We start from the raw sequence: 14123 nt of genomic DNA, 5'->3' as shown, positions 1-14123 counted from the left end.
TTTGCTTCTTTTTTGCTGTCTACGCCTGCCCTTGCAGGAGCGGCCTTGTGTAAACAAACAGGAATAATCCTACCGGGTGTCGCATCCAGTAACGAGAAAGTCTCAAGCTTCGCCCCTGATCTGCCGTTAAAGCGGGCATCTGTATTCATCTATTCATGTGCACTGCCGATGAAGTAGGGGCACAATGCCATTATTGATCTGCCGGGTCGGAGATTACCCTTGTTTCGTCTATCCGCTGTACGCGCGAGCCACTTCCTGCCTTCGCTGATTCTGTTGCTGGCAGGGCTTGCGGCAGCCTATGTAAGGGACCTCAGCGTCTTCTTCACATCGCTGTTCAACGTTCTACCCACCTTGGTGCTTTTGCTGGGTGGCGCCTACTGCGCCGTATACCGCCGCCAGCGCGAGCTGTTCCTGATGGTCACGGTCTACATCGCCTATTTCCTGCTCGATACCCAGACCGACTTCTATCGCGACAATGGCCGGGTCCGCGAGGATGCCGCGGTGATCTTCCACCTGGTCTGTCTGCTGCTACCCGCGCTGTTCGGCCTGTACGGTGCGTGGCAGGAACGCACGCACCTGGCCCAGGACCTGCTGGCCCGCTTCGCCGTGCTGTTCGCCGTGAGCAGCGTGGCGGTGGCCCTGGAGCAGAGCTTCCCAGAGGCCCTGCTGGGCTGGTTGGCCGAGATCCGCTGGCCCTCGCTGCATGGCCAGTGGATGAGCCTCATCCAGTTGGCCTATCCGCTGTTCCTGGCGGTGTTCATCCTGCTGGTGGTGCAGTACCTGCGTGAGCCCAGGCCGTTGCATGCCGCGCAGATCATTGGCCTTATCGGCATCTTCTGGATGCTGCCCAAGACCTTCATCCTGCCGTTCACCCTGAACATCATGTGCAGCCAGGTGATGCTGATGATCGCCGCCGCGGTATCCCACGAGGCCTACCAGATGGCCTTCCGCGACGAGCTGACCGGCCTGCCGGGGCGGCGCGCCCTGAACGAGCGCATGCAGCGCCTGGGGCGCAACTATGTGATCGCCATGACCGACGTTGACCACTTCAAGAAATTCAACGACACCCATGGTCACGATGTCGGCGACCAGGTGTTGCGCCTGGTCGCCAGCCGCTTGTCCAAGGTGACCGGGGGCGGGCGCGCCTACCGTTACGGTGGCGAGGAATTCGCCCTGGTGTTCGCCGGCAAGACCGCCGAAGAATGCCTGCCGCACCTGGAGGCGGTGCGCGAGATGATCGCCAACTATGCGATCCAGTTGCGCGACCAGAACAGCCGCCCGCAGGATGACTCCACCGGTCGCCAGCGCCGTGGCGGAGGAGCCAACACCACGGTATCGGTAACTATCAGCATCGGCGTCGCCGAGCGCCAGGTCGAGCACCGCAACCCCGAGGAAGTGCTCAAGTCCGCCGACCAGGCGCTGTACAGCGCCAAGGGCGCGGGGCGTAACTGCGTCATGACGTTCGGTCAGCAGTCGCGGCGTGGGGCCGTGCGCATGGCGAGTTAGGGCGTGACTATGCCTGACTATTCGGTCGCATGATGACCCTATGTCTCGTAAAAGTTGTTCGGTTACACTGCGTTCATCCCAGTGCCGCGGCCTTCACGGGCCGCCCCGACCCTTATAGCGAGAGGTTGTCATGGCTGAATATAAAGCGCCCCTGCGCGATATGCGCTTCGTCCTCAATGAAGTCTTCGACGTGGCCACGCTCTGGTCGCAGCTGCCCGGCCTTGCCGAGGCGGTCGATGCCGACACGGCGATGGCCGTGCTGGAGGAGGCCGGCAAGGTCACCGGCAAGACCATCGCGCCGCTGAGCCGCGCCGCCGATGAAGAGGGTTGCCACTGGGACAACGGCTCGGTGCGCACCCCGGAGGGCTTCATCGAGGCATACAACACTTATGCCGAAGGGGGCTGGGTCGGCGTTGGCGGAGATCCGCTCTTCGGTGGCATGGGCATGCCCAAGGTCGTCTCGGCCCAGGTCGAGGAAATGGTCAATGCCTCGAGCCTGGCCTTCGGCCTGTACCCGATGCTGACCGCCGGCGCCTGCCTGTCGATCAACGCCCACGCCAGTGAAGCGCTCAAGGAAAAGTACCTGCCGAACATGTACTCGGGTGTCTGGGCCGGCTCCATGTGCCTCACCGAGCCCCACGCCGGTACCGACCTGGGTATCATCCGCACCAAGGCCGAGCCCCAGGCTGATGGCAGCTACAAGGTCAGCGGCACCAAGATCTTCATCACCGGCGGCGAGCACGATCTCACCGAGAACATCATCCATCTGGTACTGGCCAAGCTGCCGGATGCACCGGCAGGCCCGAAAGGCATCTCGCTGTTCCTGGTACCCAAGTTCCTGGTCAACGAAGATGGCAGCCTCGGCGCGCGCAACCCGGCCACTTGCGGCTCGATCGAGCACAAGATGGGCATCCAGGGCTCGGCCACCTGCGTGATGAACTTCGACGAAGCGGTCGGCTATATCGTCGGCGAGCCGAACAAGGGCCTGGCGGCCATGTTCACCATGATGAACTACGAGCGCCTGGGTGTCGGCATCCAGGGCCTGGCCTCGGCCGAGCGTTCCTACCAGAATGCCGTGGAATACGCCCGTGACCGTCTGCAGAGCCGCGCCCCGACCGGTCCGCAGGCCAAGGACAAGGTGGCTGACCCGATCATCGTCCACCCGGACGTGCGGCGCATGTTGCTGACCATGAAGGCGCTGACCGAAGGCGGCCGGGCGTTCTCCACCTATGTGGCGATGCAGCTCGACAGCGCCAAGTACAGCGAAGACGCCGCGACCCGCAAGCGCAGCGAGGAATTGGTGGCGTTGCTGACCCCGGTGGCCAAGGCCTTCCTCACCGACCTGGGCCTGGAGTGCACCGTGCATGGCCAGCAGGTCTTCGGCGGCCATGGCTACATCCGCGAGTGGGGCCAGGAGCAGTTGGTGCGCGATGTGCGCATCACCCAGATCTACGAAGGCACCAACGGTATCCAGGCACTGGACTTGGTCGGCCGTAAGGTGGTGGCCAGCGGTGGCGCCTACTACAAGCTGTTCGCCGACGAGATCCGCCAGTTCATCGCAGCCAATGCTGCTGATCTTGGCGAGTTCACCAAGCCCCTGGCAGCCTCCCTCGACCAGCTCGACGAGCTGACCAACTGGGTGCTGGATCAGGCCAAGGGCAACCCCAATGAGATCGGCGCGGCTTCGGTCGAGTACCTGCACGCATTCGGTTATGTCGCCTATGCCTACATGTGGGCACTGATGGCGCGCGCCGCCAAGGCCGGCGAGGGGGATGCGGACTTCTATGGCGCCAAGCTGGGCACGGCACGGTTCTACTTTGCCCGCCTACTGCCGCGAGTCCATTCGCTGGCGGCGTCGGTGAAAGCCGGTAGCGAGTCGCTGTACCTGCTGGACGCTGCGCAGTTCTGATCCCGCCGGGCTGCTTGGCAGCCTGATTGCGGCACGAGGCCGCCCCCGCACCGGATACATCCGGCTGCGGGGGCGGCCTTTTTGTTTTGTCGGCGGCGCATGTTTGTGAATGGACCTCTTTTGTAAGCTTTGGCTTACACGACGTGGTGACGTTTCGCCTCTTTCCTACGATTGGATCCACGGTTACTCTTTCTTACATGGACGTAGCGCAGGATGCGCAATGGACAGAGCAGGACGCCTTACAAGGAAGTTGCGCAGGAAGCGCGAAAAGATAGAACAGGGACAAGAAGGATTTCCTGCCAGGATGGCGGGGTGATAAGGATGTCGAAGGGAAACAGTCTGGAAAACCCCGCTTAGGCGGGGTTTTCTTTGTGCGCGTGTTTCAGCCAAGCACGTCCAGCGGCGAAACACCCAGCTGGCGTGGCTCGGCCTCTTCCTCCAGCAAGCTACGCAGCAGCTCGACCGAGGCCTGTTGACGTTGCGCGTCACGAAACACCAGGCCTACCTTCAGCGGTATACGTGGCTCGCTGAGAGGCTTCCACAGCAGCTCCTGGTCGTCCTGTGCGGCATCCTTGGCCCGGCCCGGCAGGATGGTCACCAGCGCCGTGTGCGCCAGGCTGTCGAGGATCCCCGCCATGTTGTTCATCTCGGCCTGCACCTGCGGCCTGCGCCCTTGGCTGGCCAGCTGCGCCTTCCAGATCTGGCGGATCTGGAACTCCTCGCCAAGCATCAACATCGGCAACTCGGCCGCCTGACGGATCGAGACCTTCTTGAAGTCTTTCAAGGGGTGGGTACGGGGGATGACCAACTGCAGTTCATCTTCGTACAGCAGCAAGCCGTGCAGCCCCGGCTGGCGTGGTGGCAGGTAGCTGATGCCGATGTCCAGGCTACCGTTGAGCAGGCGCCGTTCGATCTCCGACCCCGACAGTTCATAGATCTGTACCACCAGGTGCGGTTGGGCTTTGCGCACCCGCTCCAGGAGTTGCGGTACCAGACTTGGCCGTACGGTCTGCAGCACACCGATGGCCAGGGTGCGCAGCGACTGGCCCTTGAAATTGCCCATGGCCTCGTGGGCCCGTTGCAGGCCATCGAGCAAGGGCACGGCGTGGTTGTACAGGGTATGCGCGGCGAGTGTGGGCAGCAGGCGTTTGTTGCTGCGTTCGAACAGGCTCAGGTCGAGGCTGTGCTCCAGCTGGCGAATCTGCTGCGACAGCGCTGGCTGGGACAGCGACAGGCGTTCGGCGGCGCGGCCCACATGGCCTTCTTCATAGACCGCGACGAAGTAGCGCAGTTGGCGAAAATCCATAAGTGATACTTATCGAAAAAGCTGAGAAAACGAAATGGCCGCGAATCGACCAGAGGCCTAGTCTATCGCCGTATTCCAACGGGTTACAGCGCTCATCCCGGCGATTGTTACCCCAGGTGAAAAACACTTTTGATAGGCAAGGCAGAATATTCAATTCCGGCGCCAGACCGGAACCTTGACCGCCCACCACCGTGATTGGCCGGAGTCCCGATGAACCTGTTCAACCTGCGCCGTTCGGCACCCGCCGTCGCCGAGCCCAAGCGTGCCTTGGTGAGCGTGCCGGCCGCCGCGCAGTGCTCCCGCGAGCGGCTGATGCCCAGCATCGAACGTGCGCCGCACGTGTTCGTGCGCGGTCAGGGATCGTGGTTGTGGGATGACGAAGGGCACGCCTACCTGGACTTCACCCAGGGTTGTGCGGTGAACAGCCTGGGTCACAGCCCGAGCGTGCTGGTCAAGGCCCTGGGCGACCAGGCCCAGGCGTTGGTCAATCCCGGCGCGGGCTACCACAGCCGCGGCCTGCTGAACCTGGTCGAGCTGCTGTGCCAGCGCACTGGTAGTGATCAGGCCTACCTGCTCAACAGTGGCGCCGAGGCCTGCGAGGGTGCGATCAAACTGGCGCGCAAATGGGGCCAACTGCACCGCAACGGCGCCTATCACATCATTACCGCCAGCCACGGCTGCCATGGGCGCACGCTCGGGGCGTTGTCGGCTTCCGACCCGCTGCCATGCAATCGTTGCGAGCCCGGCTTGCCGGGCTTCAGCAAGGTGCCGTTCAACGACCTGGCGGCGCTGCATGCGGCGGTCGACTCGCGCACCGTGGCAATCATGCTTGAGCCGATCCAGGGCGAAGCCGGCGTGATTCCGGCCACCCGCGAGTACCTCCAGGGTGTCGAGCAGTTGTGTCGTGAGCTGGGCATCCTGCTGATCCTCGATGAGGTGCAGACCGGTGTAGGACGTTGCGGCGCCCTGCTGGCAGAAGAAACCTACGGGGTGCGGGCCGACATCATCACCCTCGGCAAAGGCCTGGGCGGCGGTGTGCCGTTGGCGGCGCTGCTGGCCCGTGGGCGTGCCTGCTGCGCCGAGCCGGGCGAACTGGAAGGCAGCCACCATGGCAACGCACTGATGAGCGCTGCCGGGCTGGCTGTGCTGCAGGCCGTGCTGGATACGGGGTTCTTCGAGCAGGTGATGGACAGTGGTCGTCACCTGCGCGATGGCCTCAGCCGCCTGGCTGGTCGCTATGGCCAGGGCGAGGTGCGCGGTCAGGGGCTGCTGTGGGGGTTGCAACTGCGCGAGGGCGCCGCGGCGCAACTGGTCGAGGCTGCATTGCAGGAGGGCTTGCTGCTCAATGCGCCGCAGGCCGACGTGGTGCGCTTCTCGCCGGCATTGACCGTGAGCAAGGGCAACATCGACGAGATGCTCTTGCGCCTGGCCCGGGCGTTCACCCGACTGCATGCCCAGCAGCACAATCGCCGTGAAGTGCCGGCCTGACCCGGCAGCCGACGTACAGAATTTCAACGAACCGTCTCGCGTTCCTGCGCATCGCCTCTGGTCTGAAATACATGGCCAGGGGCGTTTTTTTGTCCGGTGGAACCTCCGGCAGGTACGGCTAGTCTGTGTTGATACACCTTCAAGGAGCACACCGCATGGACTTCATCCGCATCATCATCGCCATCCTCCTGCCGCCGCTGGGCGTTTTCCTCCAGGTAGGGTTCGGTGGCGCGTTCTGGCTGAACATCCTGCTGACCTTGCTGGGTTACATCCCCGGGATCGTGCACGCGGTGTACATCATTGCCAAGCGCTGAGCGCATAGACCGCGCTGCAAGCATGATCAGCGTGGGATCGGCGCACCGCCGCTCCCACGCCGTTGCAATTGAAGCCTGAAGCTATGTTTTGCCCTACCGGCCAAGCAGCCGGCAGTAGAACTTCCACTCTGAGTCGAGCGCATGCGCCAGATTCGCCGCCTGGCGGAACCCATGCCGCTCGCCCGCATAAAAATGCCCCTCGGCTTGGATGCCATTGGCCTGTAGGGCCTCGAGCATCAAGCGTGTCTGCTCCGGTACCACCACCGCATCCAGCTCACCCTGGAAGAAAATCACCGGTACCTTGATCCGCCCGGCGTGCAGCAATGGTGTGCGCTGGCGATACCGTTCGGCATCGCGCTGCGGGTCGCCGATCAGCCAGTCCAGGTAGTCGCCTTCGAACTTGTGGGTGGCCCGGCCCAGCGCCTCGGGGTCGCTGACGCCGTACAGGCTGGCGCCGCCACGGAACACATCCTGGAAGGCCAAGGCGCACAGGGTGGTGTAGCCGCCGGCGCTGCCACCGCGGATGAAGGCCTGGGTCGGGTCGATCAAGCCCTGCTCGGCAAGATGCCTGACCGCAGCGCAAGCGTCCTCGACGTCGCATTCGCCCCAACGCAGGTGCAGCGCCTGGCGGTAGGCGCGACCGTAGCCGCTGCTGCCTCGGTAGTTGAGGTCGGCGACGGCGAAGCCGCGTTGGGTCCAGTACTGGATGCGCGGGTCGAGCACCGGGTAGCAGGCTGAGGTCGGGCCGCCATGGATGAACACAACCAGTGGGGGTAGGCCGGCCGCACCTTGCATGGTCGGATAGAAGAAACCGTGGGCCGTGCCATCGCCACTGGCATAGTGGATCGGCTGCGGGCGGCTGATGTATTCCACCGGCAGCACCTCGGCGCCGCCTGCCAGTACTTCGACTTCGTGGCTGCACCGGTCGATGGCGATCACCGCCGGTGGGCTGATCGGCGAGGCGGCCACTGCATAGATGCGCTCGTTGTCCAAGGCCAGGCTACGGAACCGTGTGTATGCACTGGCATAACGCTCCACTTCGCCAGTGTCACGGCGCAACCCCAGTTGGCCGAAGCCGTTCTCGAACCAGCTGGCCAGGTAGCTGGTGGGGCCGAGGGCCAGCCAGGTGCTGGCGCCCAGTTGCCAGGGCGCGGTGGCATGATCGGCGGCCGCTGCTGGGAGGCGTTGCCAGCCCCCGTCGAGTTCGGCCCAAGGCTGCCAGAAACCCTCGCGGTCGGACAGGCAGTGCAAGCGGCCCTGCTCATCGAAGCGCGGCTGCTGCAACGATTCGTCCTGCGCGGCGATGCAGCGTGCCGTTCCCCAGGCACCGGACGGGGCGCGCTCGCGACACATCAGCCGGGTAACGGTCCAGGGTTGCGCCGGGCGGTCCCATTCGATCCAGGCCAGGCGGCAGCCATCTTGGCTCAGCGTTGGCGAGGCGTAGAAGTCGGCGCCTTCGGCCAGGACTTCCCGATGACCCGCCGCGAGGCTGACCAGGCGATGCTCGACCTGTTGGGCATGGCGTTCCTCGACGGCCAGCACCTGGCCGGCATGCCACTGGACATCGCCGTAGCGACAATCGCCGGCGTGGCTGAGCGGACGCGGGGGGCTGCCGTCGAAACCCTGGGTGTAGACTTGCTGGTCCTGTTCGTTGACGAACACCAGCCCGTCGCCACCGAGGCAAAAGCTGCCGCCACCGTATTCATAGACCCGGCTGCGCACACTGTAGCCGTCCGGGGTCAGGCAGCGAGCCTGGTGGTCGAGCCAATGCCAGATGCGGCAGGCGCCATCGGCGGGCCGGAACTCGTTCCAGAACACACCCTGTTCGCCGACCTTCAGCTCGGCGAAATCGGTCCCGGCGGCCACCGCCTGGGTGGCGCTGAACTCAGCCGCGGGCAATGACATGGGAGTTGCGCTCATTGCGGAAGGTCATCTGTTCAATCTCCAACGTGGCGTGCTCGGCTTCCTCGCGGGCCTTGAGGATGATGCCGTGGTCCGGTGACTTGGCGCACACCGGGTCGGCCTTGCTGGCATCGCCAGTGAGCATGAAGGCCTGGCAGCGGCAGCCGCCGAAGTCCTTTTCCTTTTCGTCGCACGAGCGGCACGGCTCGGGCATCCAGTCATAGCCTCGGAAGCGGTTGAAGCCGAACGAGTCGTACCAGATGTGGCGCAGGTCATGGTCGCGCACATTGGGGAACTGCACCGGCAGCTGGCGCGCGCCATGGCAGGGCAGGGCGGTGCCGTCCGGGGTGATGGTCAGGAACAGGCTGCCCCAGCCATTCATGCAGGCCTTGGGGCGCTCTTCGTAGTAGTCGGGGGTGACGAAGATCAGCTTGCACGGGCTGCCTTCGGCCTTGAGCTTGTCGCGGTACTCATTGGTGATGCGCTCGGCCGTTTCCAGCTGGGCGCGGGTCGGCAGCAGGCCAAGGCGGTTGAGGTGCGCCCAGCCGTAGAACTGGCAGGTGGCCAGCTCCACGAAGTCGGCCTCAAGGGCGATGCACAGCTCGATGATGCGGTCGATCCGGTCGATGTTGTGCCGATGGGTGACGAAGTTGAGCACCATCGGGTAGCCGTGGGCCTTCACCGCCCGGGCCATCTCCAGCTTCTGCGCGAAGGCCTTTTTCGAGCCGGCCAGGAGGTTGTTTACCTGCTCGTCGCTGGCCTGGAAGCTGATCTGGATATGGTCCAGCCCGGCCTGTTTGAAGGCGGCGATCTTCTGTTCGGTCAGGCCGATGCCGGAGGTGATCAGGTTGGTGTAGTAGCCCAGGCGCCGAGCTTCAGCGATCAGTTCGGCAAGGTCCTGGCGCACCAGCGGCTCGCCGCCGGAGAAGCCGATCTGCGCGGCGCCCATCTCGCGGGCTTCGGCCATTACCTTGAACCACTGCTCGGTGCTCAGCTCCTTGCCCTGCTCGGCGAAATCCAGTGGGTTGGAGCAGTACGGGCACTGCAAAGGGCAGCGGTAGGTGAGCTCGGCCAGCAGCCACAAGGGCAGGCCGACCGGCACCTCAGGCGAGGGTGATCCAGTGTTCGGCACGGGCCACCTCCATGAATTGCTCGATGTCGTCGGCGACTTCGGGCACATCGGGGAATTGCTGTTGCAGCTCGCCGATGATCGCGGCGACGCTGCGCTGGCCATCGATCAGCCCGCCGATCAGGCCGGCGCTGTCGTTGAGCTTGATCATCCCTTCGGGGTACAGCAGCACATGGCCCTTTTGCGCGGGCTCGTACTGGAAACGATAGCCGGGGCGCCAGGCGGGCACCTGTTGACGGTCGAAACTCATAGGGCGATCCCCTTGTGCCAGACCCGCTCGGCGGTGACGCTGTGGTACGGCGGGCGGTTCAGTTCATAGGCCATGCTCATGGCGTCGAGCATGCTCCACAGGATATCCAGCTTGAATTGCAGGATCTCCAGCATGCGCTCCTGCCCTTCGCGGGTGGTGTAGTGCTGCAGGGTGATCGCCAGGCCGTGTTCCACATCACGCCGGGCCTGGCCGAGGCGGGTACGGAAGTATTCGTAGCCGGCCGGGTCGATCCAGGGGTAGTGCTGCGGCCAGCTGTCCAGACGCGACTGGTGGATCTGCGGGGCGAACAGCTCGGTCAGCGAGCTGCTGGCGGCCTCCTGCCAGCTGGCGCGGCGGGCGAAGTTGACGTAGGCGTCCACGGCAAAGCGCACGCCGGGCAGCACCAGCTCCTGGCTGCGCAATTGGTCCGGGTCCAGGCCCACGGCCTGGCCCAGGCGTAGCCAGGCTTCGATACCGCCATCCTCGCCGGGCGCGCCATCGTGGTCGAGCAGGCGCTGGATCCACTCGCGGCGCACTTCGCGGTCCGGGCAGTTGGCCAGGATCGCCGCATCCTTCATCGGGATGTTCACCTGGTAGTAGAAGCGGTTGGCCACCCAGCCCTGGATCTGCTCGCGGCTGGCGCGGCCTTCATACATCGCCACGTGGTAGGGGTGATGGATGTGGTAGTAGGCGCCCTTGGCGCGCAGGGCCTGCTCGAACTCGGCAGGGGACATCGGCGTTGCGTCGCTCACAGGGCCTCCTTACAGCTCGATACTCATGCCATCAAAGGCGACTTCCACGCCCCGGCGCTGTACTTCGGCGCGTTCCGGCGAGTCTTCGTCGAGGATCGGGTTGGTGTTGTTGATGTGGATAAGCACCTTGCGCTGACGTGGGAAGCCGTCCAGCACCTCGAGCATGCCGCCCGCGCCATTCTGCGCCAGGTGACCCATCTCGCGGCCGGTGCGGGTACCGACGCCGCGGCGCTGCATTTCATCATCCTCCCACAGGGTGCCGTCGACCAGCAGGCAGTCGGCGCCATGCATCATCTCCAGCAGCTTGGCGTCGACCTGGCCCAGGCCCGGCGCGTAGAACAACTTGCCGCCGGTGCGGGTGTCCTCCACCAGCAGCCCGAGGTTGTCGCCGGGGTGCGGGTCGAAACGGTGCGGCGAGTAGGGCGGCGCGGCGCTGCGCAGCGGGAAGGGAGTGAAGCGCAGGTTCGGACAGGCATCGATGACAAAGCTGCCATCAAGCTCGATGCAGTTCCACACCAGCCCGCCGTTCCAGTGGCTGAGCATGTTGAACAGCGGGAAGCCGGTGCTCAGGTCCTGGTGGACCATGTCGGTGCACCACACCTGGTGCGGGCAGCCTTCGCGCAGGCTGAGCAGGCCGGTGGTGTGATCGATCTGGCTGTCGAGCAGGACAATTGCATCGATACCGGTGTCACGCAGGGCCCGGGCCGGCTGCATCGGCGCGAAGGCCTGGAGCTGGGCGCGGATGTCCGGCGAGGCGTTGCACAGGATCCAGTGCTCGCCGTCGTCGGACAGGGCGATGGACGACTGGGTACGTGCCGTGGCGCGCAGGGTGCCGTCGCGGTAGCCCTTGCAGTTGACGCAGTTGCAGTTCCACTGGGGGAAGCCGCCACCGGCGGCGGAACCGAGAATCTGGATGTACATGCGCGCCCTCGTAAACGCTGATCCGAAAAACGACAACGCCCCGGCGGGCCGAGGCGTCGTAACGCACTGCCGCTTAGCGGTTGGCGAAGTACATGGTCACTTCGAAGCCGATACGCAGGTCAGTGTATGCAGGTTTGGTCCACATGGGTTTGCTCCTTCCGGATGGGGTTTGAGGTGGTCGGTTCATTATTGGGTTCTCCCAGGGACGAGAGGTTCCATTGGCCGAGATTGCGCTATCTTACAAGAAAAAATTGTACCGAAAGGTTAATTATTCGAAATGCGCCCTTGCACAAGCGGTAACAATCACCGCTGACGTCATCGCCATTTGGCGTCCGGCGCGGCGGCATTGGCCAGGCACAGCCAACCGTGCCTGGCGTCGATGAGTTGCTGCAGCAGTTCGTCCAACTGAACTTGCTCGACATTGAGAATAGATCGGCGCATGCGGGGCAGGTCCGGATTGTGTGTCGCCATATGTGCCTGCCAGGCCCATTGCGCGACATCGGCATTGCTCATCGCCGTTTCGTCGAATTGATCGGCGAGCTGGGTACGGGCAGCTGCGTTCAGCGTGGCGCCTTGGCGCAGCAGATTCAGCAGGTGGCCAAGGATCTCTGCGTGGCTGGCGTGCGGCGATTGCACGCCGAACAGGAGCCCGCCGTAGCCTTCGATCTGACGAAAGGCGCTGAACACCGCATAACCCAGTTGTAGCTCGACGCGCAGGCGTTGATAGACCGGGCCCTGCAACAGCTGGGCCAGCAGGCGGCCGGCAGGGTGCAGGCGCGCAGGCAATGGGCAGAACAGCAACAGTGCGGGCTCGCTGCCCGTAGTCGGGATCTGCCGCCAGTGGCGCTCGTGGATCGGACGTGGCGCTGAAGGCGCGGCAGGTTGGCCCATGAGGCTTTGCAGTACCGTTCCCAGCGCCCCCTGTTGCGCTGCGTCGAATCCTTGCGCCAATCCCTGCCACCGGGCCTGTCGCCAGAGTGAATCGAGCTGCGGCTGGTCCGGCGTGCAGACCTGCAGTGGTTGTATTGCGCCCATCAGCAAAGTGTCTGGCAGTGCCTTGAGCAGGGTGCGGATCGGTATCAAGGGTGCTTCGGCTGCCGCTGGCGCGTGCCAATGCTCCCTGGCAGGCGAGCGCAGCAACGCAAGCGCCTCCTGCGTGGCGTTGATCACGGCCAGGGGATGCCCCGCCAGGCGCAACTGCCAGTACTCGCCGCAGGCCTCGAAGCCCAGTTGCAATGCCGCCTGCGTGGCACGTTCGCGCAACGGTCGAAGGCTGTGCTCGAGAACGGGCCACAGGCGTTGGCGCAGAGGTGACAAAATCTGCCAGCGCAGATCCAGCGCCGCGAACTGGCGTGCTGGCGGCAGGCAGTCACCGATACCGAGCGCGGCTGGCAATACGCTGCCGATCATTGGCAGTGCGCCTGCCAGCAGTACTTCTTCGGGAGGGAGCTGCCAGTCTCCTGCCGCCGTGGATGGCAGGTCGGCCAGCAGTGCATCGAAGGCGGCCAGGCCTTGGCCCGACAGGCCGCTGAACGGCCGCCCGGCGCTGTCGCGCTGGGCCAGTTCGAGCGCGCTGCCAGCTTGCTCCCGGCGTTGCTGCAGTTGCGTGAAGCGCAGGTTCAGCTGCCCAGGATCCTGCTGCCGTAGAAAACCCAGCCAGCCATACAGCAGCGCCCGGGCCTCGGCCAGGCAGGCTTCGTCCGCCAGCTGCAACTGGACATGCCAGAGCAGTTGCCCGGCATGGGCGTGGAGTTGTTGCGCCTTGCAGTCCTGCAGCCAGCCGCGCTTGCGCAAGGCATCCAGCCAACCGCCAGACCGGCTGTCGGTGAGCTGGGCCAGTAACAATTCAAGCGCCTGTTCCGCGCCTTCCGGCACGCTGTCATGGGCGAACAGCCAGTCATGACGGGCACCCCATGCGGTTGGCTGGCGCAAAGGCGCTTCGAGCAACGTGGGCGGCCGGTTGCGTACGGTGCCCGCACCCTGGGCGAACAGCTCGCCGTACTGTCTGCCCAATAGTGTCAGCTCATCCAGCGACTGCGGGCCGGCCAGGCTCAAGGTGAGCTGCTTGCCGTGATAGTTGCGTTGATGGAACCGTCTCAGTCCTTGCTGGAAGGCCGGGCTTTCCAGCGGCAGGCTGTAGCGGTTGCCGGCATGGAAAGCGCTCAGCGGATGGCGCGCCGACACCGATTGCAACAGGGTGAACTGGCGTTGGGCTTCGGGGTTGCGCGACCAGGCGATGAACTCGGCATGGATCACCTCGCGTTCGCGGCGCTGGCGCTCGATGGCAAAGTCCGGCTCGGCGAGCATCTGGCACAGGCGCTCCAGCCCGCCGGCCAGCGCCGCGGGCGGCACTTCGAAGAAGAAGTCGGTGGTGCGCTCGCGGGTGCTGGCGTTGACCTGGCCCCCCAGGCCCTGGACATAGCGCATGAGGCCGTCGTCCAGCGGGAAGCGCGCGGTGCCGAGGAAGAACAGGTGTTCGAGAAAGTGTGCCAGGCCCGGCCAGCGTGCCGGGGCATCGTGGCTGCCGGCATGCACCCGTAGCGCTGCCGCCGCGCGCTTGAGGCGCGGGGCATGGCGCAGGGTCAGGCGCAGGCCGTTGGCAAGGGTAAGGTGGCGGATGGCGTCGGACATGACGCCATGCTAGCG

Annotated in this window: 12 protein-coding genes; 4 read left to right on the top strand and 8 right to left on the bottom strand. The window is 64.7% G+C overall.

Annotation, left to right across the window (positions count from 1 at the left end; genetic code table 11):
* Positions 1 to 219: 219 nt before the first annotated feature.
* Positions 220 to 1506 carry a diguanylate cyclase gene (locus LOY42_RS24675; RefSeq protein WP_102681904.1) on the top strand — a complete coding sequence of 429 codons (1287 nt, stop codon included), beginning with the start codon at positions 220 to 222 and terminating at the stop codon, positions 1504 to 1506.
* Between the two features lie 130 nt (positions 1507 to 1636).
* Positions 1637 to 3415, top strand: coding sequence for an acyl-CoA dehydrogenase C-terminal domain-containing protein (locus LOY42_RS24670; protein WP_258599591.1), 1779 nt, complete (start codon positions 1637 to 1639; stop codon positions 3413 to 3415).
* 382 nt (positions 3416 to 3797) lie between these two features.
* On the opposite strand, the gene LOY42_RS24665 is transcribed toward LOY42_RS24670, so the two are convergent.
* Positions 3798 to 4721: a LysR family transcriptional regulator gene (locus LOY42_RS24665; RefSeq protein WP_139668024.1), complete on the bottom strand. Its 924-nt coding sequence runs from the start codon at positions 4719 to 4721 to the stop codon at positions 3798 to 3800.
* 210 nt (positions 4722 to 4931) lie between these two features.
* Here LOY42_RS24665 and LOY42_RS24660 point away from each other — a divergent pair, with 210 nt between their 5' ends.
* Positions 4932 to 6209, top strand: a complete 1278-nt coding sequence (locus tag LOY42_RS24660) for an aspartate aminotransferase family protein (protein ID WP_198753799.1) — start codon at positions 4932 to 4934, stop codon at positions 6207 to 6209.
* A gap of 155 nt (positions 6210 to 6364) precedes the next feature.
* The gene (locus LOY42_RS24655) at positions 6365 to 6523 is read left to right on the top strand and encodes a YqaE/Pmp3 family membrane protein (protein ID WP_003177654.1); all 159 of its coding nucleotides are present in this window, start codon (positions 6365 to 6367) and stop codon (positions 6521 to 6523) included.
* 93 nt (positions 6524 to 6616) lie between these two features.
* On the opposite strand, the gene LOY42_RS24650 is transcribed toward LOY42_RS24655, so the two are convergent.
* The 7 genes from LOY42_RS24650 to pqqF all read right to left on the bottom strand — a co-directional run bounded on the left by LOY42_RS24650 (position 6617) and on the right by pqqF (position 14108).
* Positions 6617 to 8443, bottom strand: coding sequence for a S9 family peptidase (locus LOY42_RS24650; RefSeq protein ID WP_258599590.1), 1827 nt, complete (start codon positions 8441 to 8443; stop codon positions 6617 to 6619).
* On the bottom strand, positions 8409 to 9557 hold the full coding sequence (gene pqqE, locus LOY42_RS24645; RefSeq protein ID WP_258599589.1) for a pyrroloquinoline quinone biosynthesis protein PqqE: 1149 nt from the start codon (positions 9555 to 9557) through the stop codon (positions 8409 to 8411). Before pqqE ends, LOY42_RS24650 begins: the two co-directional genes overlap by 35 nt.
* Entirely contained in the window at positions 9529 to 9804 is a 276-nt protein-coding gene (gene pqqD, locus LOY42_RS24640; protein WP_102681910.1) for a pyrroloquinoline quinone biosynthesis peptide chaperone PqqD, read from the bottom strand. The genes pqqE and pqqD overlap by 29 nt, the downstream gene beginning before the upstream one ends.
* Positions 9801 to 10538: a pyrroloquinoline-quinone synthase PqqC gene (pqqC, locus tag LOY42_RS24635; RefSeq protein ID WP_177485975.1), complete on the bottom strand. Its 738-nt coding sequence runs from the start codon at positions 10536 to 10538 to the stop codon at positions 9801 to 9803. Before pqqC ends, pqqD begins: the two co-directional genes overlap by 4 nt.
* 27 nt (positions 10539 to 10565) lie before the next feature.
* Positions 10566 to 11477 (bottom strand): pyrroloquinoline quinone biosynthesis protein PqqB, encoded by a 912-nt coding sequence (gene pqqB, locus LOY42_RS24630; RefSeq protein ID WP_198753801.1) that lies wholly within the window; start codon positions 11475 to 11477, stop codon positions 10566 to 10568.
* 73 nt (positions 11478 to 11550) lie between these two features.
* Positions 11551 to 11622, bottom strand: coding sequence for a pyrroloquinoline quinone precursor peptide PqqA (pqqA, locus tag LOY42_RS24625; protein ID WP_003243383.1), 72 nt, complete (start codon positions 11620 to 11622; stop codon positions 11551 to 11553).
* A 170-nt stretch (positions 11623 to 11792) separates the two neighbouring features.
* A complete protein-coding gene (gene pqqF, locus LOY42_RS24620) occupies positions 11793 to 14108 on the bottom strand; it encodes a pyrroloquinoline quinone biosynthesis protein PqqF (protein ID WP_258599588.1) in 2316 nt (771 codons plus the stop codon).
* Between the last annotated feature and the right edge of the window lie 15 nt (positions 14109 to 14123).

The organism is Pseudomonas sp. B21-023, assembly GCF_024749165.1.
GTDB lineage: Bacteria > Pseudomonadota > Gammaproteobacteria > Pseudomonadales > Pseudomonadaceae > Aquipseudomonas.
Note: the sequence above shows the minus strand (reverse complement) of the source record. Positions and strands in the feature narration are given on the sequence as shown.